The organism is Methylocystis iwaonis, assembly GCF_027925385.1.
GTDB classification, from domain to species: Bacteria; Pseudomonadota; Alphaproteobacteria; order Rhizobiales; family Beijerinckiaceae; genus Methylocystis; species Methylocystis iwaonis.
Genome location: NZ_AP027142.1, coordinates 579,722 through 604,961 on the forward strand (window position 1 = coordinate 579,722; position 25,240 = coordinate 604,961).

Below are 25,240 nucleotides of genomic sequence, written 5' to 3' on the forward strand. Positions count from 1 at the left end.
GGGACTTATCCTTTCGCCAGCCAAGCGGCATATTCCATCGCCAATTCGCCCAGTGCGTCCGAACTGAACGCATACAGGAAAGCGAGTCCCCCAAAGATGAGAGCTGGCGTCACCGCGAAATAGACCGGGACCATCGGAGTCATCTTATTGAGAAAAGCGACCGAAATGTTGCTGATGAGGCCAAATATCAGGAACGGGCTTGCGATGCGGAAAACGACAAGATAGGCCTCCTCCAGCGCCTTTAACACCTCGCGGAGCATGCTTTCCGATGATTGCAACGCGAATGGAGCCACGTGGTCATAAGAGATCCCGATGCCGCGAAGCAGTTCCAGGTGTAGATCCATCGCAAAAATGAGCGCCGTCAGGCCGACTGTGACCAGGGCAGTCAGCGCAGGCGTCGGTTCGGACTCGTTGATCGGCGCCCCAAGAGCGTTTCCGAGGCCGATCGAGAGCGTGACGCCAGTGAACATGGTCTCGACCGCAAACAGAAACATTCGGCATGTCAAGCCGATGAGGACTCCGATGATCGTCTCCGACACGCATGCAATTGCGGTTGAGACCAGCGGAGCCGCCGAAATCGGTTCGATGAGCCTCGGCCATAGGTAAATCGTAACGGGCGCAGAGACGGCGATGGCAATATATAGCTTCACGCGCACGGGCGCGCGATCACTGCCCAATCCCGGCAGCATCATGATGCATCCCGCGACCCGGCAGAACACGACGAACCAGGCCTCGAGAATCAGGTCGAGTGGCGCGTTCAAGATATGGTCCCCAGGGAACGAAGCTGCACTCCGCATGCGATTTCAAGGTGCGACAACACGGGCTGCGCGGGATAGAGCCGGCCAACGATCAGCCGTACGAAGGGACGCGCGTCAGGCGTTGTGACGATCGCGAATATTTCGCCTTGATCGGAGTATTTCTGCACCGCCGCTATCGCGTCCTGGCTGAACCGTTCGATCTGCGCCGGATCGGCGTCGAGGCCGATAATATCGCCTTTTGCATCGCGCTTGAGATGTTCGTGGAAGAACAAATCCCACCTGCTGCCGAGCCTCAGAACGCTCAGCACGCCGTCGACCGCAAGCTCGCCGCAGATTTGTGAGGCGATGCGAACGCGAACATGTTCGACGATGGCTTCTGGCCTGCGCGCGAAGGGCGCGACCTCGGCGACCGCTTCCAGAATCATTTCGAGATTACGTATCGAGACGCGCTCCCCAAGAAGAAGCTTGAGAATGCTCTGCAGCGCCGAGTTGGAGATGAAGTTCGGCACGATTTCATCAAGAAGTTTGCGATACTCCGGGTCGAGCTTCTCGAATAGTTGCCGTACGTCCTTATAGGAAAGTAGCTGCGAAAGATGGTTCCGTAGAATCTCGCCGAGGTGCGTCAAAAGGACAGACATCGGGTCGATGGGGTTGAAGTTCTGGCGTCGCGCTTCTTCGACAAGAGCGTCGGCAATCCAAATCGCCCTGATTCCAAACGCGGGATCGCGAGCTTCTTCGCCAGGGAGATCCGGCATGCGTCCGTTCCCGACGACGATCATATGTTGCCCGAGACGGAGCTCATCCGAAATGATCGTCGTGCCGTGAATTCGTATCTGATAGCCCTTGGGTTTGACCTGAAGATCATCCGCCATTCTGATGTCGGGAATAATGAAACCATAGAGCTTCGCAAAATTGCGTCGCATCTTTCCGACCCGATGGGTAAGCTCTTCCTGGGAGACCAGAAAGCGCGTCCAAAGCTGCTTTCCGAGCAGGAGCTCGACGCCCGCCGGGCGCAGCGCCTCTGCGAGGGAGGTCTTGTTCTCCTGAAGAGCGCGCTTTTCCTCCTCGGCGCGGCGCATCTGAGTGTCTGCTTCGCGCTTCTTTGTCTCGCCGCTCACCTTTCGCGCGATAAACGCCATCGTCAGGCCCAAGGCCCCGAAGGGCGCCATTGGAAGACCCGGCATCAGGGCCAGCACAAACATCAAAATCGAGGCGACGAAAATCGCGTTCGGATAGCCGCCGAGCTGACGGACGATATTCTGTTCGGCGGAGCCGCGCGTGCCCCCTTTGGAAACGAGAAGGCCCGCCGCCAGCGAAACGATCAGGGCGGGGATTTGAGATACGAGGCCATCGCCGACGGAGAGCTTGGTGTAAACGTCGGCCGCATTGGCCAATGTCATTCCATGGCGCGTTACGCCGATGACGATGCCGCCGAAAACATTAACCGCAAGAATAATGAGTCCGGCGATCGCGTCGCCACGAACGAATTTAGAGGCGCCGTCCATCGAGCCAAAGAAGGCGCTTTCTTCCTCGAGTTCCCGGCGCCGATCCTGCGCTTGCCGGTCATCGATCAGGCCTGCCGAAAGATCTGCGTCGATCGCCATCTGCTTGCCCGGGATCGCGTCCAGGGTAAAGCGTGCGCCGACCTCGGCTATGCGCGTTGCGCCTTTGGTAATCACCAGGAAATTCACGATCACAATGATCGAAAAAACGGTGAGACCAATGACGAAGTCGCCGCTCATCACGAGCCGGGAAAACCCGCTAATGATATAGCCAGCGGCGGCAGTGCCTTCGGCGCCGTGTGAAAGGATGAGTCGCGTCGTGGCGATGTTCAGACTTAGACGGAGAATTGTAGCAACGAGGAGGATCGTCGGAAAAGAAGAGAACTCGAGCGGCTTTTGTATCCAAAGGCTGACCATGAGAATGAGAACGGAAAGCCCAATGGAAAATGCGAGGCCTAGATCGATTGCGACCGGCGGCATCGGGAGAAAGAAGACACAAAGGATGAAGATAATTGATAGTGCGAAGCCGATGTCGGTCGGTCGCCGAGTCGGTGCGCTTGCTTCCGCCATTTTCATCATGGCTTTTTATCCTGTCTCTTCATGAGCGGATTTGTAACGGCTATTTTAGTAGCCGGTCTCGATTCGTGCGTACAGAGTTTCGGTAAATCCTTTGATCTTCCCGCCGATAAAAGGAGATGCGAGGCTGAGAACGACCAGCATCGCAAGCATTTTCGGCACGAAGGTCAGCGTCATTTCCTGAACTTGCGTGAGCGCCTGAATCAATGAGGCGACGACGCCCACGAGCAAAGCGGTCCCGACCAAAGGCCCAGTGATGAGCAGCACGGTCATGATGGACCGTTGCAGCATTTCGAGAGCATCGGCTTCGTTCATGATTGTTAGCTGATCGTTACGCCGGACCCGATCGTCACTTTTGAGCCGTTCGTCAGCGTGGCGACGAGGCCTGAGCTCGTGATCGACATGGACTTGATGACGCCGTTGATGCTTCCGTCCGCGCTTGTAACGGTTTTTCCAATTGCGTTCGACGCTTGATCGAGGCGAGAGGACTCGAGCAGCGAGGTCAGGAGCTGATTCCCTTGAACAGATTGTTCGACAGAAGCGAAGGTGGCTAGCTGCGTAACGGTCTCCGTCGGATCCATCGGCTTGGTCGGATCCTGGTGCTGTAGCTGGGTGACCAGCAATTGGAGGAATGCGTTATAGTCGGCGAGACCGCTACCGCCGGTTGTTTTGGTGGTCGCAGACGTCGTTGAGTTATTGACGGAGTTGACTTGCATTTATCGACCTCTCTAGCGCTATGCGGCGCAGCCCGTCTCCGACTGCGCCATAGCCTCGGTTTCGAGCGGAAACAGGCCACGAAGAATCTTGAGAGCATCGAAGTAACGCTTGCTTTCGATAAGCTTGGCCACAGAGGACAAGCCCTCGACAATGCGGGGATCAGGCATCGTCTTCGAGCACGTCGCCAGAATATCGCGCGAAAGGTAGAGCGCTGCGTCGATGTCGTTTGGAGAGATGAGCATGAGTTGCACAGCAAAATAGAGCTGCTTCAACGGCGTTGTGGCGTCAACGGCTTGCATCACATGATTTTCCAGAAGAAAAGTCACGTCGTTGAGCAGCTCGATGCACACCTTGCGATCAACTCTGAACACCGCTCCGTTGATATAGATCTTTTCGCCACGCTTGAGAGAGATATTCATTTGATCCTCATTGCAGCCCGTCGGCAATCATCCGGTTGATTTCGATTACGCCGTCGAAATTCGCGGATTCGCCCGAGTCGATCTTGTCGAGTTCGCGCAAAACCCATAGGCCGATGGAGATCAACGACGCTCTGAGCGAGTCGGGCAGGCGGTTTTCGTCATTGCTGAGGTCGAGAATGAAGGTTGTCCAAAGCGAGCGTACGAAGTGAGTCGCCTCGAATGATTCGGTGGTCTTGACGCCGCGAATACGCGCCATCGACAGAAGCTTGACGCCTTTTTCGAGCAGCTCCTTCTCGCGCTGGCGAGCGGCCGTATAAGAATCACTGGCGATTTCGTTGTAGAGTCTCTGGTACATCCTGCCTCACCGAAGATTGGGCATTGTTTTTTCCGCGCGCATCGCAAGCGGCGCCAGCTTGGTTCGAGAGGCGCGCTATTTCAGGTTGGTGAGAACCTGCATGATATCGGAGGCGACTTGGAACACTTGGCTGTTTGCCGTGAACGAGCGTTGCGCGACGATCATCGATGACAGTTGCGACGCAAGGTCGACAGTTGAGCCTTCCAAGCTCGAACCTTGAATAGTGCCATAGCCGCTCGACCCGGCCGCGGCGATAAAGAGCTGGCCCGATTCCGCGTTGGCGGAAAATACATTGCCGGTTTCACTTGTGAGATTATCGGGGCTCGCGACTTTGCCCAAGGGAATCTCATAGGCCGAGATGGTTTGGCCGTTTGCGAGCTGATAGCTCAAGGTTCCCGTCTTACCGACATGAATTCCGTCGATGGTCGACGCTGCATATCCGTCGGCGTCATTATCTGTGGGAGTATAGCCGCCTCCGAGTTGCGTCATCTTGGAAAGATTCAGCGACATGGCGCCGCCGCCTGGTACGTTGAGCGTTACAGAGCTCGGGCTTGTTAGGCTTCCATCTGTCGTGCTGAAGTTGAGCGTCTGCGTCGTTAGAGCGGCGCTCGCATATGGAAAACTGCCTCCGGAGGCTGCGTCCGCGTGGTTGTAGGCGGTCATCTCCCATGTGTTGGCGCCTGTCTTGGCAAAATAGAGATCGAACACCACGGCGTTGCCGAGGTTGTCGTAGACGGTTAGAGACGATTTGCCGGCGAATTGGGCGCCTACCGTGTTGGTGGAGGGCAGGTTGGCGGCGGGGACGACACTGGAGTTCGAAGGGAGATTGGCGCCGAATATGCCTTGCGTCGTTGGGCTGGAATACATTTTGTTCATGTCGACCTTGATGGTGGACAAGGGGCCTGACATGCCAAGCTTCGAGTCGTATCCCATCAAATAATAGCCGGCAGAGTTGACCAATCGTCCTTGAGCGTCGGGAACAAAATTGCCGGCTCGGGTAAGGAACGTTTGGCCAGCGTCGTTGGAGACGAGAAAAAAGCCGTTGCCGGAGATGGCGAGATCGGTGGTTGTGCCGGTGGTCAACGGTGAACCCTGGAGAGACACTTCATTGCGTGTAACGGTCGTCACGCCGCCGCCGACAGAGTCATAGCCATTCAACACCGTCAGGAAATCGGTTCGAGCGTTCTTGTATCCGGCCGTGTTCGAGTTCGCGATATTTTTGGAAATTGCGGCAAGCCAATCTGTTTGAGCCGACATTCCCATAACGGACGTGTTGAAAAGGCTGGATCCTGAGCTCATTGCACTATGCTCCGCTACAGACTGAATCTGCTCGACGACAATTCGTAAGACCCGTAGCTTACGCGAGACTGCGAAAACAATCGGAGCAGGGGCTCTGATCCAGTGCAGTTAATGGATTGAAAATCGGTAGGCAGCTATTTTGAGTCTCGGTCTTTGGCAAAATTGCCTCTCGAAAGAGGCTATGAGCGGTTTACCATGGCAGAAAACGGACGCCACACGGTTCTCGACGCGCAGAAGGTGGACGAGAAGAAGTTCCGCCGGATATCGTTTCTGCGAGATGGACAGGCTTTGACCTATACGGTCAAGACCGTGCAATCGGAACGCAGGCAGGAAAAGAGAGTGGCCGTCCGCCTGCAATCAGGCAAAGTCCTCGACGTCGACGGGCGTTTTCTTGCCGATTTTCTTTTCGTCAATCGTGGCTCTGGCGGCGTGCGCATAACGCTTACGCGTCATCTGGCGCTCCCGAGGAGGATCTGGCTATACGAGGATCTCAATCATATTTGCTGGGGCGCTGAAGTGGTGTGGCAAAACGGCGGCGTTGTCGGCTGCCGCTATAGAGGTTCCGACGTCGCCTTGGACGAGCGCCTGCTGCGTCGGTTCAGGGCCAAATATTACGCCTTGCGTTGAACTGCCCTGAAGTGGCGAGCAAGGGCAGCCGAGAGATCATATTGGATAGGAACGCACGAGACTGCCAACCAGCAGATGCCAACCGTCCATAAGGACGAAAAACAAGACCTTCAACGGCAGTGAGATCGTTGTTGGCGGCAACATCATCATGCCCATCGACATCGTCACGATCGAGATGACCAGATCGATTACGAGAAAGGGAAGGACGATGAGGAAACCGATCTCGAAACCTCGCCGCAGCTCCGAAATCATGAAGGCAGGGATCAGAACGTAAAGATCCGGATCGGCGGAGACATTGGCCGCAGCCTTGTTTTTTGTGAGGTCCTCGAACAGGCGGATGTCCTTGTCGCGCACATTCGCCACCATGAACGATCGAAACGGCTTGATAATCTTGTCGACCGCTTCGGGTTCGGCAATTTTGTTCTCCAGCAGAGGTTTGAGCCCAGCGTTCCAGGCTTCGTCGAACGCGGGATGCATAACGTAAAAGGTCATAAAGAGAGCAAGGCTGATCATGACGAGATTCGCAGGGGTGCTTTGCAGCCCAAGACCTGCACGCAAGAATGAAAGAGCGATAGAGAAGCGGGTGAAGCTCGTGACGGTGACGAGGAGGCCGGGCGCGACCGACAAGACGGTCAGCGCCGCGACCAATTGAATGATTCGACCGGAGGCGGAGGCGCTGCCGGCTGGAATTAGCGCATTCAGATCTAAGGTCTGATTTGCTCCCCAGGCGGCAGTCGGAACAAGGGCGAGGAGAAGGATGATCAGAGCGCGCTTCATTGCACCACCAGAGATTGGATGACGAGCTCCTGGACAGCGCCTTCCGAGCGGATAGAAGCGCGCTCCGAAAGTTCTTCATTGAGCCTGCGCAAGCCGGCGCTTCCTTCGATCGAGCGAAGGGAGAGACTCCGCAAATAAGCGACGATATCTCCGGTCAACTCGCTTATGAGAATATCCGGATGCGTGAGTGCGTCGGGATCATAGACGATGGCGACTTGCAGTCTGATCCAACTCGAATTGCCATCCGACAAATTCGTGACGATCGGCGCGAGCTCCTTCAATGCGGTCTTGCCCGCTTTGCGCGCGCTTGCGCGTGACGGCGTTTCTCCATGAGCCGGCGTGGAAGAAACATGCTTGCCATCGCTCGCCGGGGCCTCACTGGCTGGAGGCTCGGGAGATTTGAGGGGTTCGGGCGTGCGCGCAAGCATCATTCCGACAAAAGCGCCCGCTATAGCGATCACGACCGTCATTGCCAGCGTAATTGCAATGACGGTCATCGTGTCCGACGCAGTTTTGCTTTCGGTGTCGCTCATGAGACTCTGACCTTTGGCCTTTCGCTAGAATGGCCAAGCGAGATCGTAAAGCTGCTGCCCGAGGGCCGGTTGCTGGACCTCCATCAAACGTCCGCGTCCGCCGTAGGAGATGCGGGCCTCGGCGATTTTGTCATAGGCAACGGTGTTGTCCTTCGAAATATCGCGCTGGCGCACAATGCCGGCGATGGTCAAGACGCGCATTTCGTAGTTGATTCGAAACTCCTGCGACCCCTGAACGACAAGATTGCCATTCGGAAGGACAGCCGTGACCATTCCCGCGACGGAGAGCTTTATCTGTTCCCGTCTGTTGATCGAACCTTGGCCCTGCGTGGAGGTCGTCGAGTCGATTTCGTTTTCGAAGTTGCCCGTAGCGTTCACGGGTCCGCCGCCGAGGAAGCCGGGCAGGAACGCCGCCAGATACTGCCATTTGGTGTGGACCTTCGAGTCGCGAGAGCGGTCGGTGGAATTACCCACGATCGCCTTGTCGTCCATCGAGATCGTGATGGTGACGAGATCTCCGACAGTCATTGCGCGCACATCGCGAAACATATTGATGCGGTTGTCGTCGAAACGCATTCCCCGACCTGGGGCGGGGAGTCTCGTTGCCCCAACGGGGAGGTTCTCGTCAAAGGGAGTCAAACCGCTGCCAACCGCCGTCATATGAGGCTCGCGGCCGATGTCACGCGGATCAGTGGCGCAGCCGCAAAGAAATAGAGCAAGCAAAGCGGCTAGTTTTTTTGTCATTGCGGCTTTCCTGAAGGCTTTGCCGAACTATACGCAGCCAGTTTTTTAATGAGGCCCGCGCCCCTGGATGCGGTCATTTCCGAGAGGATTTGGCTCGAGGCTTTCGGGTTCAGGCGACTGAGCACGGCGATGGCGACATCGTCGTCGAGCACTGCGAATTGCGCAGCCGCTACGTCGGGCTTCATTTTCGAGTAGACGGTGACGAGGTTCTCATCGGCTCTTTTCAGCAACGCCTCGTATTTTTCGAGGACTGCCTCGAGCTCGCGCTTTTTGGCTTCGAGTTCTTCTCCGCGGCGCTTGATCAGCGATTCCAGCTCGCGCAGGCGGGTTTCTTGCGCCGCCATCTTGGCGGTGGATGCGGCCTTGGCGACACTCGAACAGTAGTCCTGCCCGTTCTCGCGATCGGCGGTTGGCCTGTCGCCGGCTTGGCCCTCGACCGCGTGCGCCTGGCCGAGATAGGCGCTGGTCGCGCAGAGCAAAGCCAGCAGACATATCGAGGGTAGCGCTCGCATGGCGGCAGGAAACATGAACGTAGATCCGTTCCAGGTAGGGCTGTCTGCGCAGGTGAGTTCATTCTTTATGGAGTGCAACTTGCGCGAAGCTTTCCGCGTCTGTGGGCGCTTGCGGGGGCGCATAAGAAAATTTTAAGCGGAACGCATTAGTTAATCCAGAATGGGGAGACCCCGAACGCAGCGGCGGGGTTGATCAGCATGACGCCGTCCCCCGCTCCTCCGGTCGATTCCGGGATGTCCCTGTCAAAAAATCCCTAGCGTTATGGTCGGGAGCTTCCGAGGGCGGCTTGCCCTTCGTCAATAACGCGCAGGCCGTTCACTTGGTCCGGATAGCTCCGATTGCGGCGGCGGGCGGCGCTATGCGGCGAGGGCGACGTCGAGACCGCAATCCCGCGGTGCGGTCGTCGATCGAGCGTTTGGCAATTCGAGTGTCCGAACCAACATCGAAACGGAAGGTTGTGAGGAGTTTCAAATTATGAAAAACCGCGCCGAACTGACTAACGCTCAACAGCCTTCCGAATATATTGCCTTCCATGTCGGCGAGCAGACCTTTTGTATCGACATTATTGCCGTGCGGGAGATCCGCGGCTGGTCTCCGGCGACGCCGCTTCCACAAGTTCCGTCCTATATTCGCGGCGTCATCAATCTCAGAGGCGCGGTCCTTCCCGTGATCGATCTCGCCGCGCGCCTTGGCCTGCCGGTGAGCGAACCAACACCCCGACACGCGATCATCGTGCTCCAGCATGAAGGCGCGGTTGTCGGGCTGCTCGTCGACGCCGTCTCCAACATTCTCATGTTGGCTCCGTCGGCGATCCAGCCGGCGCCGGAGGTGGGCGCTGATCCGACCCGCCTCTTCATAAAAGGCATCGTCGCCACGGAGGACGAGGTGATCAGCATTCTCATCATCAAGAATCTCCTGCCGGAGTCGAGCGAGGCCGTTGCGGCTTGAGATGCAAGATCGGAGCATTCCTGGCATGACCGACATTTCGAATGACAGCGGTGGGTTGTTCTCGACACTGAACCTCCCTCGAACGCTCGATCTACGCGCGGCGGCGCCGCTCGCCGCTGATTTCGGCCGCTTTCGCGGGCGGCCCCTCGCCATCGATGCGTCAGAGGTCGAAAAAGTCGGCGCGCAATGCGTTCAGGTTCTCGTTTCGGCGCAGCAGACATGGGCGCGCGACGGAGTCGCTCTCACCCTTTCGAACCCGTCGAGCGCCTTCCTTGGCGCGCTCGAAATACTCGGCATTCCGACTATCGGCGAATAGGAAATCGAGAAGATGACGAAAACGATATTGACGGTCGACGACTCGCGAACGATGCGCGAGATGCTACGCATCGCGCTTGCCGATGCTGGATATAACGTCGTTCAGGCGGAGGACGGCGTTCACGGGCTGGAGGTGCTCGAGACCGTAACTCCCGACGCCATCATCACCGACATTAATATGCCGCGCATGGACGGGTTTGGATTCATCGAGAACGTGCGCGTTCACGAGACGCATCGCGCTCTGCCCATTCTCGTCCTGACGACCGAAAGCGACGATCAAAAGAAAGATCGGGCGCGCCGCGCCGGCGCGACCGGATGGATCGTAAAGCCTTTCAATCCAGCAAAACTCGTCGACGCCATTCGTCGCGTTACGGCCTGATGTAGGGGATGATCTATGGATCCGATGGCGGCGATCAGGCAGACGTTCTTTCAGGAATGCGATGAGCAGCTCGCAGACCTCGAAAGCGGGCTTATCAAGATAGATGAGGGCGACCGTGATCCCGAGACGGTCAACGCCGTGTTTCGCGCCGTGCATTCGATCAAGGGCGGCGCCAGCGCCTTCGGCTTCGACGATCTCGTCGAGTTCGTGCATGTTTTTGAAACGACGCTCGATCTGCTGCGATCGAACCGGATCGAGGCGACCCAGCAAGTCGCCGCTTGCTTTCTAAGATCATCCGACGTCCTTGCGGATCTGGTCGGTGGCGCGCGTGAGGGGTCCGCCGTGAACCCCGATAAAGTCGCCGAGGCCAAAGGCGAGCTTCAGTCGCTCTGCGAAGCAGCCGGCGGAGAAAGCGATGCTGCTTCAGACGCAGATTTCGCCGATCTGGACTTCGAGCCGGTCGCTATTTCCCTCGACACTATCTTCGGGGACTTCGACGACAGCGAGCCGGAGCCGCACCGCTACGTCGTGAGCTTCAGACCCCGGCCGGCGCTTTACGCCAAAGGGAATGAGGCCTTTTTGCTGTTGCGCGCGCTTGGAGAGTTGGGCTCATTCCGTGTGGCGTGCAACACCGCCGACACGCCCTTTCTCGATGAGCTCGATCCGGAAGGCGCCTATTTCTCTTGGACGGTTCATCTCGAAACCAAGGACGACGCGCGGGCGGATATTCAGGCTGTCTTCGAATTCGTGGAGTTCGATTGCGACCTTTCGATCGAAGAAGAGAATGACGCGCGGCAAGCCAGTATGATCGAGGACGTCGAGGAGCCGGCGGTTTTTGTCGAGGAGCCTAAACTCACAGTCACGACTCATGACGCGCAAGCAGCGGCCATAGTTCCGGAAGCCGCGCCGCAGCAGCCTCAGCCACAAGCGCAGCCGTCGGCGGAGCCTCGGAAGAGTGAGCCGTCGTCGCCGGCGCCGCAGCCGACGATCCGCGTTGACCTAGAGCGAGTCGATCGCTTGATCAATCTGGTCGGCGAGCTGGTGATAAATCAGGCGGTTTTATCGCAGCGCGTTTCGGAGGCGGGCCTGTCGCGCGCGTCTTCGGTGATGATCGCGTTGGACGAGCTCGAACAATTGACGCGCGACATCCAGGACAGCGTGATGGCGATTCGCGCGCAGCCTGTGAAGCCGATCTTCCAGCGGATGTCCCGCGTCGTTCGTGAAGTGGCGGCAATTACGAAAAAATCCGTGCGACTCGTCACGGAGGGGGAGTCGACGGAAGTCGACAAAACTGTGGTCGAGAGGCTCACCGATCCTCTGACGCATATGATTCGCAACGCTGTCGATCACGGGATCGAATCGGCGGAGCAACGACTCTCGGTCGGCAAGCCCGAAGAGGGAACGCTCAAATTGTCGGCGATGCACCGATCTGGCCGGGTTGTCATCGAAGTGTCGGACGACGGCGCGGGCATCAATCGGCAAAGGGTCCGGCAGATCGCAGTGTCGAAAAATCTGATCGCACCGGACGCCCTGTTGAGCGACGAAGAAATCGATAATCTGATTTTCGCGCCGGGATTTTCCACGACCGAGACCGCCTCGGCGATTTCGGGCCGCGGAGTCGGGATGGACGTGGTGAAGCGGGCCGTTCAAGCCCTTGGCGGTCGCATTTCTATTGCGTCGCGCCCGGGACTGGGATCGACTTTTTCCCTGAGCCTGCCGCTTACCCTGGCCGTTCTCGACGGGATGGTCGTAACGATCGGCGAGCAGACCTTTGTGGTTCCTTTGACGGCGATTGTCGAAACGATGCAGCCGAAGAAGGAAAGCGTGCACCTCATCGGGTCCGGCACGCGCCTGATTCGCAGCAGAGACGCCTTTATTCCGTTGGTCGATGTTGGCGCGGTGCTCCACAACCGCCCGAGCCTCGTCGATCCGACCACGCAGGTGGCCTTGTTGGCCGAGTCGGAGTCGGGCGGCAGATGCGCGCTGCTGGTGGACGAGATTCAAGGCCAACGCCAGGTGGTCATCAAAAGTCTGGAAGCGAATTATGGGCGTGTCTTCGGCATTGCGGCGGGAACGATCCTCGGAGACGGCAGGGTCGCGCTCATCATCGACGTCGACGGGATCATCAATAGTTTGCGCGCGGACAGCGATGCGGCGGAAGGCCTCAATCTCGCAGCGGAATGATGACAGTCGTTTTGCATCTCGGGCGATCGACACGGTAAGGGCGAATAGATGAGCGTTTCGATGCCTGGAAGACAGATTCAGATCTCCGGCTCCGGTTCCTTTCCCTTTACGGATCGCGACTTCCGCGAGATCTGTTCGATGTTGCACGAGGATGCGGGAATCTTCCTCAGCGACGCCAAAGCGCCGCTCGTGTATTCGCGTCTCGCGAAACGCTTGCGGGCGCTCGGTCTGGAAAGTTTCCGCGACTATTGCGAATTGGTGAAAAGCCGGGAAGGGGTCGACGAGCGTCAGAAAATGCTCGCCGCCCTGACGACGAACGTCACCAAGTTTTTTCGCGAGCCGCATCACTTCGAGAGTCTGAAGAAGCTCGTCGCCGAGCGCGCGGGAGCGGTGCGCAAAGGCGCACGCTTGCGTCTTTGGTCGGCGGCCTGTTCTAACGGACAGGAACCGTTTTCGATGGCGATGACGGTCCTGTCCGTCATGCCGGACGCGGCCGATTACGACGTCCGTATTCTCGCGACGGATATTGATCCGAACATGATCGCCGCCGGCAAGGCGGGCGTTTACGACGCGGAGGCGATGAGCGCGGTGCCGTCGTCGATGCGGTCGCGGTGGTTCGCGCCTCTGGAGGAAGGACAGAAAGGCCCGTGGATTGCTTCGGAAGAGCTTTCCGCGTTGATCGCCTTTCGAGAACTGAATCTGGTCGGCTCCTGGCCCTTCAAAGGCCCGTTCGACGCCATTTTCTGTCGGAACGTCGTTATCTATTTCGAGGAGGCCACTCAGATGAAAATATGGCAGAGATTCATTCCGATGATGGCGCGCCACGCGCGCCTCTATATCGGACATTCCGAGCGCGTGAACGGGTCGGCGTCCACCGAACTCGTCATCGATGGGGTCACGACGTACAAGCTGCGCGGGGGCGAGGCATGAGCTGCCGCGTGCTCGTCGTCGACGATTCCAGAAGCATGCGGGCGTTGATTGCGGAAACGCTTCGTCGCGATCCTCGGATCGAAGTGGTGGGCGAAGCGGCCGATCCGCTTGCTGCGAGAGACGCCATCAAGGAGCTCAATCCGGACGTTGTCACGCTCGATATCGAAATGCCCAAGATGAACGGGCTGGAGTTTCTCGAACGTCTTATGAGGCTGCGGCCGACGCGCGTCGTCGTCATTTCGAGCCTGACCGAGCGCGGCGCCGCGACAACCATTCGGGCGATGGAAATCGGCGCGATGGAATGCATCGCCAAGCCGTCGCCGAAAGACCGGACCTCGTTCGACGATCTTGCGCAAAAGGTCGTGCAAATCGGCGCGGCGCCGAAGCCGATGGGTCCTCCGGTTCGCTCTCGAACCGACGATAATGGCGCAGGCGATAGAGCATATTCTCCCGACGGGCGAATTGTCGCCATCGGGTCTTCGATGGGTGGGGTGGACGCGCTTTTCACGGTGCTGTCCGCGCTGCCAGCCAATTGCCCGCCGACAGTCGTCGTGCAGCACATGCCTGCGCTGTTCACACAAAGTTTCGCCGCGCGCTTGGATCGGGCGTGTAAGGCGTCGGTCGCGGAAGCGAAGGACGGGGATCCGCTAGAGGTCGGCCGCGTGCTGATCGCGCCGGGCGGATCGGCCCATCTCGAGCTCGTGAAGCGCAGTCGAACCATTTGCAGGCTGGTCGAGGGGGACACGGTGAGCGGGCATCGCCCTTCCGTCGATGTTCTCTTCAGGTCGGCCGCCAGGGTAAGCGGCGCCAATACGGTCGGCGCGATTTTAACGGGTATGGGACGAGACGGCGCCGAAGGATTGCTCGAGCTGAGGAACGCCGGCGCGAGCACCATCGGCCAGGATGAGGCGACGTGTATCGTGTACGGAATGCCGAGAGCGGCATATGAAATAGGCGCAGTTGAGACGCAGCTGCCGCTTCACAAAATTGGTCCGCGGATTATCGCGGCGACAAATGCGGCAAAAGCGAGGGTGTCATGTCCATAGCCAACCAGATCAAGATACTCGTCGTGGACGATACGAACACGAGTAGGATGCTGATTCGTGACGGGCTCGAAGAATTGGGCATCCGCAACATTTTGCTGGCGAAAGATGGAGAGCAGGCGCTTCAGATGATGATGTCGACGCCGGCGCATCTGATCATCTCGGACGTCAATATGCCGAAGCTCGACGGGCTGGGGTTGCTTAAAGCGATTCGGGAGTATGGGCCGACGAAGAAGGTTCCGGTCATCATGCTGACCGGCCGCTCCGAGCGCGCGGTTCTCGAGAGCGCAATCAAATTGGGCGTGAACAACTACCTCACAAAGCCCTTCACCGTCGCGACGCTGAAAAAGGCGCTCGAAGCCATCATCGGTAAATTTTAATGCGTCACGCCACTCAGCGCTCCGGTAAGCGAATTCACGTCATTCAGGGCGAGTATCAAGTCGTGGATGATCCCGAGGTCGTGTTGACGACCGTTCTCGGGTCATGCGTCGCGGCTTGCCTGCGCGATCCCGAGGCGCGCGTCGGCGGCATGAATCACTTTCTGCTCCCGGGCGATATGGAGTCCTTCCGAAACGGCGACGCCGAAAGAGCCGGCGTTCACCTGATGGAGTTGCTGGTCAATGGGCTTTTGAAGCGGGGCGCGCGGCGTGAAAGATTGGAGGGAAAGCTCTTCGGCGGCGCTCGGATGATGGAGGGATTGTCCGACATCGGCGCGAAAAACGCCGCTTTTGCGCAAAGGTTCTTGACGAACGAGGGGATCAAGATCGTTGCGCAAGCGCTGGGCGGCACGCGTGGCCGGCGCATCGAATATTTCCCGGTTTCCGGACAGGCCCGGCAAATCTTCCTTTCGGGAGGCGACGACGCGAGGGTCATGAGCGAACGCGTCATCAAGCCGTCTTCCGCGGGCTCGGTCGAGCTGTTTTGAAGCGAGTGCGATGTCGCTCAGCCATGGCGAAGGCGCGGCATAGAAGTCGATTTTTGCGTATCAGGGGGGAACGATCATGCCTAGCCGCACGCCGCAGCCTATTACTGAAATTTTGTCGCGGATTTCGGCTGAGTTGATAGACCTCGCCCAATCCGTCGACCGGTTGCATTCACTCGCCCAGAGCGTCGATGGCCCGGGAAAGAAGGAAAAGGACGCCTTCTTGCAAGAGGCCCAATCGATCGACCTTATCGAACAGCGGCTCTCGAGCTTGTCCCATTTTCTTGTCGAGCTCGTCGAGATCATCCCACCGGAGTGGGAGGTCATCGGAAAGGCCGCCGCGCAGAAGTTGAAATTATCCGCTCTGGCGCATCGTTTGTCGGCGCCTGAAGGGCATGTTCACCCGAGCCATGCGAGCGGAGAGCTGGAAATTTTCTAGTGTGCTGGCGGGCGTAATTGATGGTCGAGTTCGCGCATATTCTGGGACAAGTGGAGCGCTTGTCCGAAGGCGCAGCGGAACTTGCAAGCCACGACGAAGCTTACTTGCGGCTACTGGAAATCGAGCGCTTTGATTGCGCGCGCACACGCGAGCCGCCGGCCGGCGCCCGGTCGCGCCGGGCCAATGAGCTCTACGCCGCGTCCGAATCGGACGGCTCGGCTCGGGATGACAAGCCGGCCGTCGTCCAAGGAAAATTCGAGCTCACCCCATCGGAGTTGCGTCGTCTGATCCTGCAGCTCAATAATCCAGCCTTGTCGTTGCTGGAGTTGCACGCGTTGCGGCGAGAACTTGCCTGGCGCTTTCATCCAGACCGTCTCACGCTTGCAGATAGACCGAAAGCTGACGACGCGATGGCGCAGCTCAACGCGCGTATCGACGCGCTCATTCAAGAAAAAAAGTCGAGCGGCCCGACGAAATAGCCTCGAGGCCAAGATAGAGACGTTTGCATTCGGTAGCTTCCATGTCTCGCGACAATTTTCTTCGCTGACGGACAGATTCTTGTAAGTTCCACACAAGCGAGATGCTTCAAATTGGCAGCCTGCGAGGACGCGGGCAAAGGCAATCTCGAGGCTTGGCTCGCTCCTCCGTCGGGCCAGGCTGCATGTATTCGCTGACTGACCCCAGAATACGCGCGTCGATAAAAATGGCGTCGCTCTGAGCGCAGGCGCGCGACGTTCTTTTCGCTGGAGGAAAAATGCGGCGTTTTCAGTGTCTGGTGATTGCTTCAGCGACGCTGTGCTTGGCCGGTTGCTCGCTGCCGGTGTCAGAAATTGGGCCAATCTTTGTTTATCCGCCGCCAGATTTCGGGCGCACATGTGAAGAACTTGCGATAGTACGGTCTCGCTTGACCCAGCGGTTAATCTTCACTAACCTTTACCAGGATAATCTTTATCGAGCTGATCAAACAACGACCCTCGGCATACCGACCCCTTTAGGCACTCCGTTCGAGGACAGCCACGCATTTCAGCTCGGCGTTTTGAAAGGCGAACTCATTCAGATCGACGGTAGAATCCGCGAAAGCCGTTGCGATCTTTCCAGGTAACGAGGTTCTGTTGCGCAGAGTATTTCCGAATAGGAAGTTTTTATCGCGTCTCCAGCCGCGGTGGGAGCCCAGAATGACAAAATCCACTTTGCAGATTGGACGCGTTCAAGCCGGAAAGGACGCCAGGGGCGAGGTCGTTTTGCCGTCTCTTTCCGAATGCAGACAGTTGGCGCAGGGGTTGAGAGACCAGCTCGACTCTCTCGAGCAGAAAATTCAGATGGCGCATGACAGGCTCATCGCCGACGCTCATCTGAATGGTGAAAACGAAAGGCTCGTTTACAGCGCCTCGGCGACCGTGATTTTGTCGATCGCCGCGTCTATGATGGAGTTCACATCTTACCGGATGGGGCGGCCTTTCGATGAGTCGGCTTTTCTTGCTGCGGCGCGCGTCGCGGTCCAAAGCGGCGGCGAGCGTTCCGGCGGGAAATGCGAGCCGCTCGGCCCGAGCGTCGTCGCTTCCATTCTGGCGACCGACGAGAGAGACTCTCAATCGGACTGAAACCGGTCGGAATTTCGTAAGCAATTCGGCCTACCATCCAACCAACGCAGATTGGATCGAGGATCCGAAAGCGTCACCCCGGTCTGTTGGCGCCGGTTTGCAGCCAGGATGTCCCGGTGAGACGCAGTCGAGATTTTGACAGCTCTGTAAACGCGCTGGCGGTTCGGCGGCGTTCACGTGCGCCGATAAGCGCAAAGATTTAGAAAGTTGGAGCGCATTTTTTTTTGCAAAAGTCTATCAACTTTTCGAGATGCGCTCCAAGTCCCCAAACGCCAGAATATCCGTTGGCGCTCGCAGCTCGAATTCGATGTGTTTCAGAGGCGCGCGAATGAGTATCATCGAAAAAGCGGCCGCCACTGACCGTCACTCGCGATGGCTGGCGATGCTGGCCGCCTTTCTTGCCGGCGGCGTCGCTTTCGGCTTATGGCAAAGGAACGCCGCTGAACAAAGACGTTCCACATTCATAAGGGCCTGTCCCAATCTCTCGACGAGCAATCCGGTTGCGTTGCGCACGCCCGAGGGGCGTATTGTGATCGTGAGTCTGGTCGATATTCCAGAGCAATATATGTCGGCCTTCTGCCCAGGCCCCGGCGAGCTTAGCCAGGCTCTGGGCATTTCGCCCGGGAACCGGGCGGGCAAGTGAGCGCTCCAGCTTGAGGCTGTCAGTTCCGGGCAAGCCAAAATCCTTAATGTGAACGCACGAAAGCACACATGAAGGGCGCTGCGTAATGGGCTTTTTGCTCGGTCTCGTTGTGACGATGGGTTGCATGTTAGGCGGCTTCGCAGCTCTCGGCGGTCACTTGATCGTGCTCTGGCAGCCTTGGGAATTCGTGATCATTCTCGGCTCGGCGCTAGGGACTTTCATCGTCGCCAATCCAACGAAGGTCATTCTGGACACCGGCAAGTCCATTGCTCAGGCTGTGCTGGATAGGGTCCCGAAGCGGCGCGACTATCTCGACGTCCTCGGATTGCTGCACGCATTGTTGCGCGAGATCCGCAGCAAGGCGCGCAATGAAGTCGAGCTCCACATCGACGCTCCCTCCGAATCCGCGATTTTCAACGCCTTCCCGGGGGTTTTGAAGAATCAGGAAATGACGGCTTTTATCTGCGATTACTGCCGTCTTTATATTATCGGCAATGTTCGCACTTTCGAGATCGAAAATCTCATGGACGAGGAAATCTCCTCGATCAAATATGACCGCCTGAAGCCTTATCATGCGCTGTCGGCGGTCGGCGACGGCCTGCCGGCGCTCGGCATCGTCGCGGCCGTTCTCGGCGTGATCAAGGCGATGGGCGCCCTTGATCAGTCGCCGGAGCTGCTCGGCGGGCTCATCGGCGCGGCCATGGTCGGGACATTCGCGGGCATTTTCGTTTCATATGGCATCGTCACGCCCCTCGCCTTCAAGGTGAAAGTGGCGCGGACAAAAGAATGTCATGTCTATCTGATCGTAAAGCAGACGCTGCTTGCCTTCATGAATGGGGCGCTTCCGCAAGTGGCGATCGAGCACGGCCGCAAATCCATTCCCTCTCATGACCGCCCCTCGATCGACGAGGTGGAGAGCGAGGCGATGAACGGCGCAGCCAAGGGGGCCGCTTGATGTCGGTCGATCTCTCGAGGCCGTCTGCGGGCCGCGCGCCGCTGGTTGCAAATGGCGTTGCGACGGTTGGCCGTCTCCCGGTCCTTCGCGCCATCCTCGACGACGCCGCGACGCGGTTCGAGAAAGCTTTATTCGAGACCACCGGCGCCGATGTCGACTTCCAAGTGAAAGACGTGCTCGCCGTTCGCGTGGGCGACGCCAAAGACATCAGCGCCGCGGTCGCGAGCGTCTTTCAGGCGTCCGAGCTTCGATGCAAGGTGGCGGTGGGCATCAATGCGGACGTCGCGCTGATGCTTATCGATCTGCTTTTTGGTGCGAGCGTCTCAATCCCCTTCACCCAACATGATCGCGGGCTCACCAAGGTCGAGTCGCGGGCCGTTGAATATGCGATAACCTCCTTGATAGAGTCGTTCCAGGCCGCCTTCTCGAAGGTCGTCGAGGTGTCGTTCAAGTTGGAATCCACGGAGCAAACGCTCGATTGGCTTACGCTCGCCGGCAAAGGCGCAGCGATTGTGGTGTGCAAATTTATTCTCCAGGCGCAGGGTCGTCAGGGAGAAGCTGTTCTGGCGATCCCGCGCATCGCATTGGATCCGTATAACGACGTTCTCGCACGCGCGCCGAACGCCAACGGCAATATAGAGGACGCAGCCTGGGCGCAAAATCTCCGGGATCAGGTCGTCCGCGCGACCGTGAAGGTCTCCGCCGTCATGGAGAAGCGTGGGATGACCTTGGGCGACGTCGCATGTTTCCACGTTGGCCAGCTTATTGCTCTCCCATTCTCTCCGACGAGCTTGATCCCACTGAAAAACGGTTCACGATCGCTCTTCAATTGCGAACTCGGGCAAAAAGAGGGTTTCTACACGGTTCGCATCGAGGAAAAGATCGACGGCGAGCAGGAGTTCATCAACAGGATCATCGGCAATCAACCGTGACGTTCGGTAAAATGGGACCGTTTCACGGAGGGGCGATGTCTGCTAAAGTGAGAAACCGATAATGGATCCGCAGGACATGGAACAATTCGAGCAATTGGGCATGGAGGACGCGGCCGAGCCGGCGCCTGCGGCCCCCAAAGCTCGTGAGCCGGACATGCGCCCGGGCGCTCCAAAGATCGACGCCATCTTGCAGATTCCCGTGGTGCTGCAGGTCGTGGTAGGTTCGACGACGATTCCGGTGGCCGATCTTCTCAACCTCGGACGCGGGGCGGTCATACCGCTGGACAGCCGAGTCGGGGATCCCGTCGAAATCATGATCAACGGCCGGGAAATCGCGCGTGGCGAGGTGGTCGTCATCGAGGACGACAATACGAGGTTCGGCGTGTCCCTGACCGAAATTCGCGATCCTACTCTCAGCGCTCTGCAACAATAGAACTGGTGATCGCATTTCATGGATAGCTCTCTTGCGAGCCTTCCCTCGAGACCGCTGGCGGGCGCGGAAAAAGTCGCGGCGATCTTGCTGTCGCTCGATCGCGACGTTGCGCAGCGTCTGCTCAAGCATTTCGACCAGGTCGAGCTGAGGCGCATCGCCAAAGTCGCGGCGAGTCTCGGCACCGTGCCCGCGGCCGTCATGGAGCAGCTTATCGAGGATTTGATTGGCCAGCTTTCCATGGATGGGACGGATCTGATGGGCACGCTCGGGCAGGCCGAGGCTTTGCTGATGGGCGTCGTGCCGGAGGAGCAGGTGGCCGAGATCATGTCGGAGGTGCTCGGCAAGTCGAACGAGCATTTCTGGCGGCGGCTCTCAACAATCCCCGAGACGACGCTGGCCGAGTATTTTTCCAAAGAACATCCGCAGACCATCGCGGCCGTCGCATCGAAGGTCGATCCGGCCGTCTCGGCGAGGTTCCTGGCTCTTTTGCCGAGCTCGATGCGCAATGAGGTGATGCGCCGAATGCTCACCTCTGGACCGATCTCGGATTCTGCTCTCCGCTTGCTCGAAGCGGCGCTGCAAGACGATTTGATGGGGGCGGGCGCGTCGAGCTCCTCGGCTGGCGCGAGCCGAAAGGTCGCGGCCATCGTCAATCAGATGGACAGCAATCAAATCGAGGAGATTTTGCAGTCCGTCGCGGAAACCGAGCCGGCGATCGCCGAAGATCTGAAGGGAATGCTGTTCACCTTCGAGGATATTCCGTCGCTGAGCCCTCGCGCGCGCGCCATTTTGCTGGATCAAGTCCCGACCGATCGTCTCATCGTGGCGCTACGCGGGGCGAACGAAAGCTTGCGCAGCGCGATACTTCCGTCCTTGTCTGCGCGCATGCGGCGCATGGTCGAGGCAGAGCTTACTGCCGGAGATCCGCCGCCAAGACGAGAGATTATCAAAGCGCAGCGCGCCATCGCGGAAACGGTGCTGAAACTGTCGGAGGCCGGGCTCGTCGACTTGCGTGAAAGCGCCGCGTAAAGCGGAAGGCGGTCGTCGATGTCCGAGAGCGAAGACGCAGACTCCAAAACAGAAGAGCCGACAGAAAAGAAAATTGGCGACGCTCTCGAGCGGGGTCAGACGGCGGTTTCGAAGGAGGTTTCGACCTTCGCGGGCTTCCTCGGCCTATTTCTTTGCCTCTCTTTCATCTACCGGGCATCCACGGGGCGTCTCAGCGGCACGCTGGCGCTTTTGCTGGAGAACGCGGGCACGGTCCGAATCTCGACCGGCGAGGACCTCGCAAGGTTTTTCGCCTATGTCGGCGGCGAGGCGCTCAGCTTTCTTGGACCCTTTCTGGGGCTTATCGCGGGTTTGGGGATCGCGGCGTCCTTCGTTCAGGGCGCGCCGCGCGTCGCCTTCGACAGGATCACGCCCGACCTGGGCCGCATCTCTCCAATTAAGGGCTGGAAGCGGCTTTTCGGCGTGGGCGGGCTGGTCGAGCTTGGCAAATCGACCGCCAAGATCGCGATCCTTACCGGTAGCCTCGCCTTTTCCTTGATTGTCGACCGCGAGACGCTCGTCAATGCGATGCGCACCGATCCGAGATTGGCGCCCGAGCTGATCCTCACGATCCTCTTGCATCTTACCAGCGTCGTTTGCATCGTCGCCGGATTGCTCGCGGGCGCGGACTGGGCCTGGACGCGCTTCAAATGGCGGCGGGATCTTCGCATGAGCCGTCATGAGCTGAAGGAAGAAATCAAGCAGGCTGAAGGCGGCGGATTGGTGAAGGCGCGCATGCGCTCGTTGGCCCAGAGCCGCGCGAGAAAGCGGATGATGAACGCCGTGCCGCGCGCGACGCTCGTGATCGCCAACCCGACGCATTACGCCATCGCGTTGAGATATGTCAGGGAAGAGGGCGGGGCGCCGCTCGTTCTGGCGAAAGGCAAGGACCTTATCGCGCTGAAAATCCGTCAGGTGGCGGAGGAGAACCAGATCCCTGTCTTCGAAAAGAAAGAGCTGGTTCGGGCGATGTACGAGTTTGTCGAGGTCGATCGCATGATCCCCCCCGAATTCTTCCGTCCGATCGCGGAACTCATCCACTTCCTGTCGAGCCGCGGCGGCGTGCAAGGGCGGAACGGCAGCATGCGCATGCCCTGAGGCGGCGGCCCCGATATAAATGCGCGCGCTCCGCGAGCTCGATAGAAGCATCGTCCGGCGCTCTCTGGCGCCGGGTAAGCAGGGCTTGCCGCTGGAGGGGCTCCGCTAACCTTCTCCCGCAACATTGTAGCGGAGCCGGCGCGTCTTCGCCCAACCGATCGCATCCTGCGCCCCAAGGACAAAGGACTGCTCGGTAATCTGGGTGTCGTCGCACTCCGCCGCTCTTTGGAAGATGCGCGCTGCGATGGAAAGGAGCACGGTGACAGAGGCGTTCATGAACACGATATCGTCTTTGCCATTCGACTCTATATCGTTCAAACCGCGAGCAATGGCGTTCCGAACGTCATAATCAAGTAATTCGAGCTGCCCACGAAGTGGATCTCGCAGTCGCTGACATTCTTCGATCGTCGGCATAGCAGGAGCATTTGGTGCTGCGCCGATCTGGTTCGCTCTACCCATCGTTAGACTGGCCTCGTTACCATCGAATATGCGGATTATGTCCGTGGTTGGTGAAGAATAACTTAAACCTATTCCTCTTTTGCATTGAAAAACAGGTAGTAGTGCATATGGCGATTCGCCGATGGCCGCCTCTCGATGCCGGGGGGGGTGAGCTTACACTCGGCGGATTGTCCGACGCAATGCGCCTAGCCGCTGTAATATCCCGCGTATCTGGCGCCAGGCTGTGCGCGCTTGAAAGCTCGCAGCTCGATGGCGGTCGCGCGCCGCGCTGTCCTCGGCCGGCGCTCGAACGGTGGACTCATTGCGGGCGAGGCCAAAGGGACTTGCTACGGAAGAGGGGAAAGTGGTGCTGCAAGAGAGGATTGAACTCTCGACCTCTCCCTTACCAAGGGAGTGCTCTACCACTGAGCTACTGCAGCGCTGAATTCCTGAAACCGCCCGCGGCGGCCGGAACGAGGGCCTTTTGCCATAGTGCGGCCCGAGTGGCAAGGGCGAGGACAATGAACTCCAAAGCAATCGCGTAAAGAGTCGCCCCGCCCTTTGAACCGTCTGCGGCGGCTCGTCCCCGAAAAGGGAGAGCTGCAGGGATTTTTTCCGATCCCAGGCAAACTGTCAGGTTGATCAGAAATACAACCTAAGGTAGTATTCGTGTCGCTGTAACTCGGCCGGCGCCGTTTGGGCTCTGCATATTCGATAGGTCGGAGCCCTTTGCGGCGTGGCTTGGACCAGGGCTGGTCCCTCATTTTTATAATGCGATAGGAGGCTGGGGTGGCTGAAAGAGTATTATCGGACGAGGCTTGGGAGGCGGTCGCAAATATTCTACCCGGGAAAGAGGGCGATCCAGGGTGCCATGGCCGCAACAACCGTCTCTTTCTGGAGGCCGTTTTCTGGGTTGCCAGAACAGGGGCTCCTTGGCGCGACCTGCCCCCCGAATTCGGCAAGTGGTATACAACCTATACGCGGTATCACCGCTGGGCCAAGAAAAGAGTTTGGCCGCGCGTCTTCGAGGCCTTGCAGAGAACGGGCGCGGTTGAATTGCTTCTTTACGCCGACCGGCTTCGCTGGGCCGAGCAGGCGCCGGTAGTCGCTGCGGAGAATGCGCCGCCGCAGCAATTCGCAGCCTGAAGCGCATCCCGCAAAAGTTGATCGGCTTTTGCGAAGAATGCGCTCCAACTTTTGAATCGGCGCGCTTTCCGGGCACATGATTCCATGCGCGCGGAAAGCGCGCTAGCGTGATGTCCGTCGCTACTGCGCCTGAGACTGAGTCTGTGTCCGCGTGGCCCGGACCCTGACATCCACGCTTTCGCCGGCGCCGCCGGCATGCGCGCCGCGAATCGGGGCGGCGCCGAGCTTGTCCAGCGCAATCGCCAAGCGAATGTGCCGCTCTCCGGGAGACACGCAATTGGCCGGGTCAAATCCGACCCAGCCGAGATTTTCGACATAGGCCTCCGCCCAGGCGTGGCCGGCGACCCCATAATCATTGTCGTCGCGGAGGTAATAGCCGCTGATATAGCGCGCGGGCGCGCCGATCGCGCGCGCGCTGGCGATGAAAAGATGCGCAAGGTCCTGACACTCGCCCTTCCCGCTTTCGAAGGCGGCGGCGGCGGTCGTCGCGGCGGCGCTCGCATCGGTCTCCAACGCAATTTTCTCGTGGATGGCCGAAAGCAACGCATGGAGCGAGGCGAGCGTCCCGTTCTCCCTGGCCGTTGTCGCGCGGGCGAAGTCGGCGATGGCCGGTGTAGGGGCGGTGAGAGGGGTCTGACGCAGATAGAGCGTGGGCGGAAAACGCTCTGGGGCGCCCGAGGCGACGCCGGCCGTGTCAAAGGTCGTCACCTCACCCTCGACCGTGGTCGTGATCGAGTCGAAAGGACCGTCGGCCGTGAAGCGATGCACCACATTGCCAAAGGCGTCCTCCGACGCGATCAGCCGGCAGTCACGATCGACGTCGATGCGCCAGCTTTTGACATGCTGGCCGTCGGAATTGCGCGGGGTCAGCCGCAAATTCTGGATCGCCGCTTTTACGGGCTCGAGATAGCGGCAGGTTGTTTCGTGGCGGATGCGGATACGCATGGGACGCTCGTCGAAGAGGCGC

At 58.7% G+C, this 25,240-nt stretch carries 32 protein-coding genes, 1 tRNA gene and 1 pseudogene; 20 read left to right on the top strand and 14 right to left on the bottom strand.

Going from position 1 to position 25,240, the window contains the following annotated elements; all coding sequences use genetic code 11:
- Positions 1-5: 5 nt before the first annotated feature.
- The 7 genes from QMG84_RS02750 to QMG84_RS02780 all read right to left on the bottom strand — a co-directional run bounded on the left by QMG84_RS02750 (position 6) and on the right by QMG84_RS02780 (position 5,626).
- Complete coding sequence (locus tag QMG84_RS02750) at positions 6-761, bottom strand: flagellar biosynthetic protein FliR (protein WP_281930310.1); 756 nt, start codon at positions 759-761, stop codon at positions 6-8.
- Positions 758-2,836, bottom strand: coding sequence for a flagellar biosynthesis protein FlhA (gene flhA, locus QMG84_RS02755; RefSeq protein WP_281931887.1), 2,079 nt, complete (start codon positions 2,834-2,836; stop codon positions 758-760). Before flhA ends, QMG84_RS02750 begins: the two co-directional genes overlap by 4 nt.
- 48 nt (positions 2,837-2,884) lie before the next feature.
- Positions 2,885-3,151: a flagellar biosynthesis protein FliQ gene (gene fliQ / locus QMG84_RS02760; protein ID WP_202074086.1), complete on the bottom strand. Its 267-nt coding sequence runs from the start codon at positions 3,149-3,151 to the stop codon at positions 2,885-2,887.
- 5 nt (positions 3,152-3,156) lie between these two features.
- Positions 3,157-3,552, bottom strand: a complete 396-nt coding sequence (flgD, locus tag QMG84_RS02765; RefSeq protein ID WP_281930313.1) for a flagellar hook assembly protein FlgD — start codon at positions 3,550-3,552, stop codon at positions 3,157-3,159.
- 18 nt (positions 3,553-3,570) lie between these two features.
- Positions 3,571-3,972: a flagellar biosynthesis repressor FlbT gene (flbT, locus tag QMG84_RS02770; RefSeq protein ID WP_281930315.1), complete on the bottom strand. Its 402-nt coding sequence runs from the start codon at positions 3,970-3,972 to the stop codon at positions 3,571-3,573.
- Between the two features lie 7 nt (positions 3,973-3,979).
- A complete protein-coding gene (flaF, locus tag QMG84_RS02775) occupies positions 3,980-4,327 on the bottom strand; it encodes a flagellar biosynthesis regulator FlaF (protein WP_202074083.1) in 348 nt (115 codons plus the stop codon).
- Positions 4,328-4,402: 75 nt separating this feature from the next.
- Positions 4,403-5,626 (bottom strand): flagellar hook protein FlgE, encoded by a 1,224-nt coding sequence (locus QMG84_RS02780; RefSeq protein ID WP_281930316.1) that lies wholly within the window; start codon positions 5,624-5,626, stop codon positions 4,403-4,405.
- Between the two features lie 195 nt (positions 5,627-5,821).
- Here QMG84_RS02780 and QMG84_RS02785 point away from each other — a divergent pair, with 195 nt between their 5' ends.
- Complete coding sequence (locus QMG84_RS02785) at positions 5,822-6,253, top strand: hypothetical protein (RefSeq protein ID WP_281930318.1); 432 nt, start codon at positions 5,822-5,824, stop codon at positions 6,251-6,253.
- A 36-nt stretch (positions 6,254-6,289) separates the two neighbouring features.
- Here QMG84_RS02785 and fliP read toward each other — a convergent pair whose 3' ends face one another.
- The 4 genes from fliP to QMG84_RS02805 form a co-directional block, all read right to left on the bottom strand.
- On the bottom strand, positions 6,290-7,030 hold the full coding sequence (gene fliP, locus QMG84_RS02790; protein WP_281930319.1) for a flagellar type III secretion system pore protein FliP: 741 nt from the start codon (positions 7,028-7,030) through the stop codon (positions 6,290-6,292).
- Positions 7,027-7,563 (bottom strand): flagellar basal body-associated FliL family protein, encoded by a 537-nt coding sequence (locus QMG84_RS02795; protein ID WP_281930320.1) that lies wholly within the window; start codon positions 7,561-7,563, stop codon positions 7,027-7,029. Before QMG84_RS02795 ends, fliP begins: the two co-directional genes overlap by 4 nt.
- Positions 7,564-7,587: 24 nt before the next feature.
- Positions 7,588-8,139: a flagellar basal body L-ring protein FlgH gene (locus tag QMG84_RS02800; protein ID WP_330083933.1), complete on the bottom strand. Its 552-nt coding sequence runs from the start codon at positions 8,137-8,139 to the stop codon at positions 7,588-7,590.
- 164 nt (positions 8,140-8,303) lie between these two features.
- A complete protein-coding gene (locus tag QMG84_RS02805) occupies positions 8,304-8,942 on the bottom strand; it encodes a MotE family protein (protein ID WP_281930321.1) in 639 nt (212 codons plus the stop codon).
- A gap of 352 nt (positions 8,943-9,294) precedes the next feature.
- Between QMG84_RS02805 and QMG84_RS02810 the strand changes: the two genes are divergently transcribed.
- The 18 genes from QMG84_RS02810 to QMG84_RS02895 all read left to right on the top strand — a co-directional run bounded on the left by QMG84_RS02810 (position 9,295) and on the right by QMG84_RS02895 (position 22,689).
- Positions 9,295-9,768, top strand: a complete 474-nt coding sequence (locus tag QMG84_RS02810; protein WP_202074076.1) for a chemotaxis protein CheW — start codon at positions 9,295-9,297, stop codon at positions 9,766-9,768.
- 25 nt (positions 9,769-9,793) lie between these two features.
- Positions 9,794-10,084: an STAS domain-containing protein gene (locus tag QMG84_RS02815; RefSeq protein ID WP_281930322.1), complete on the top strand. Its 291-nt coding sequence runs from the start codon at positions 9,794-9,796 to the stop codon at positions 10,082-10,084.
- 12 nt (positions 10,085-10,096) lie between these two features.
- On the top strand, positions 10,097-10,462 hold the full coding sequence (locus QMG84_RS02820; RefSeq protein ID WP_202074074.1) for a response regulator: 366 nt from the start codon (positions 10,097-10,099) through the stop codon (positions 10,460-10,462).
- A 15-nt stretch (positions 10,463-10,477) separates the two neighbouring features.
- Positions 10,478-12,646 carry a chemotaxis protein CheA gene (locus QMG84_RS02825; protein ID WP_281930323.1) on the top strand — a complete coding sequence of 723 codons (2,169 nt, stop codon included), beginning with the start codon at positions 10,478-10,480 and terminating at the stop codon, positions 12,644-12,646.
- Positions 12,647-12,694: 48 nt separating this feature from the next.
- Complete coding sequence (locus tag QMG84_RS02830; RefSeq protein ID WP_281930324.1) at positions 12,695-13,576, top strand: CheR family methyltransferase; 882 nt, start codon at positions 12,695-12,697, stop codon at positions 13,574-13,576.
- Positions 13,573-14,622: a protein-glutamate methylesterase/protein-glutamine glutaminase gene (locus QMG84_RS02835; RefSeq protein ID WP_281930325.1), complete on the top strand. Its 1,050-nt coding sequence runs from the start codon at positions 13,573-13,575 to the stop codon at positions 14,620-14,622. The genes QMG84_RS02830 and QMG84_RS02835 overlap by 4 nt, the downstream gene beginning before the upstream one ends.
- Positions 14,613-14,999: a response regulator gene (locus tag QMG84_RS02840; RefSeq protein ID WP_202074070.1), complete on the top strand. Its 387-nt coding sequence runs from the start codon at positions 14,613-14,615 to the stop codon at positions 14,997-14,999. Before QMG84_RS02835 ends, QMG84_RS02840 begins: the two co-directional genes overlap by 10 nt.
- A complete protein-coding gene (locus tag QMG84_RS02845; RefSeq protein WP_202074067.1) occupies positions 14,999-15,544 on the top strand; it encodes a chemotaxis protein CheD in 546 nt (181 codons plus the stop codon). Before QMG84_RS02840 ends, QMG84_RS02845 begins: the two co-directional genes overlap by 1 nt.
- A gap of 76 nt (positions 15,545-15,620) precedes the next feature.
- Complete coding sequence (locus QMG84_RS02850) at positions 15,621-15,980, top strand: DUF8776 family protein (protein WP_202074065.1); 360 nt, start codon at positions 15,621-15,623, stop codon at positions 15,978-15,980.
- 20 nt (positions 15,981-16,000) lie between these two features.
- Positions 16,001-16,459, top strand: a complete 459-nt coding sequence (locus QMG84_RS02855) for a hypothetical protein (RefSeq protein ID WP_281930326.1) — start codon at positions 16,001-16,003, stop codon at positions 16,457-16,459.
- Between the two features lie 275 nt (positions 16,460-16,734).
- Entirely contained in the window at positions 16,735-17,082 is a 348-nt protein-coding gene (locus QMG84_RS02860; protein WP_281930327.1) for a hypothetical protein, read from the top strand.
- 73 nt (positions 17,083-17,155) lie between these two features.
- A complete protein-coding gene (locus QMG84_RS02865; RefSeq protein WP_281930328.1) occupies positions 17,156-17,581 on the top strand; it encodes a hypothetical protein in 426 nt (141 codons plus the stop codon).
- A gap of 328 nt (positions 17,582-17,909) precedes the next feature.
- Positions 17,910-18,224: a hypothetical protein gene (locus QMG84_RS02870; RefSeq protein WP_281930329.1), complete on the top strand. Its 315-nt coding sequence runs from the start codon at positions 17,910-17,912 to the stop codon at positions 18,222-18,224.
- An 85-nt stretch (positions 18,225-18,309) separates the two neighbouring features.
- Positions 18,310-19,179, top strand: a complete 870-nt coding sequence (motA, locus tag QMG84_RS02875; protein WP_202074060.1) for a flagellar motor stator protein MotA — start codon at positions 18,310-18,312, stop codon at positions 19,177-19,179.
- On the top strand, positions 19,179-20,111 hold the full coding sequence (locus QMG84_RS02880; protein ID WP_202074059.1) for a FliM/FliN family flagellar motor switch protein: 933 nt from the start codon (positions 19,179-19,181) through the stop codon (positions 20,109-20,111). The genes motA and QMG84_RS02880 overlap by 1 nt, the downstream gene beginning before the upstream one ends.
- 154 nt (positions 20,112-20,265) lie before the next feature.
- The gene (fliN, locus tag QMG84_RS02885) at positions 20,266-20,544 is read left to right on the top strand and encodes a flagellar motor switch protein FliN (RefSeq protein ID WP_246744982.1); all 279 of its coding nucleotides are present in this window, start codon (positions 20,266-20,268) and stop codon (positions 20,542-20,544) included.
- An 18-nt stretch (positions 20,545-20,562) separates the two neighbouring features.
- The gene (locus tag QMG84_RS02890) at positions 20,563-21,573 is read left to right on the top strand and encodes a flagellar motor switch protein FliG (protein ID WP_202074057.1); all 1,011 of its coding nucleotides are present in this window, start codon (positions 20,563-20,565) and stop codon (positions 21,571-21,573) included.
- A gap of 18 nt (positions 21,574-21,591) precedes the next feature.
- Positions 21,592-22,689, top strand: a complete 1,098-nt coding sequence (locus QMG84_RS02895; protein WP_281930330.1) for an EscU/YscU/HrcU family type III secretion system export apparatus switch protein — start codon at positions 21,592-21,594, stop codon at positions 22,687-22,689.
- A gap of 105 nt (positions 22,690-22,794) precedes the next feature.
- On the opposite strand, the gene QMG84_RS02900 is transcribed toward QMG84_RS02895, so the two are convergent.
- Complete coding sequence (locus QMG84_RS02900; protein ID WP_281930331.1) at positions 22,795-23,103, bottom strand: hypothetical protein; 309 nt, start codon at positions 23,101-23,103, stop codon at positions 22,795-22,797.
- Between the two features lie 389 nt (positions 23,104-23,492).
- Positions 23,493-23,567 (bottom strand) — tRNA-Thr (locus tag QMG84_RS02905).
- A 397-nt stretch (positions 23,568-23,964) separates the two neighbouring features.
- Here QMG84_RS02905 and QMG84_RS02910 point away from each other — a divergent pair.
- Positions 23,965-24,100 (top strand): annotated as a pseudogene (locus QMG84_RS02910) (transposase); the annotation flags it as partial.
- A gap of 293 nt (positions 24,101-24,393) precedes the next feature.
- Here QMG84_RS02910 and QMG84_RS02915 read toward each other — a convergent pair.
- Complete coding sequence (locus QMG84_RS02915) at positions 24,394-25,218, bottom strand: transglutaminase family protein (RefSeq protein WP_281930332.1); 825 nt, start codon at positions 25,216-25,218, stop codon at positions 24,394-24,396.
- Positions 25,219-25,240 lie beyond the last annotated feature (22 nt).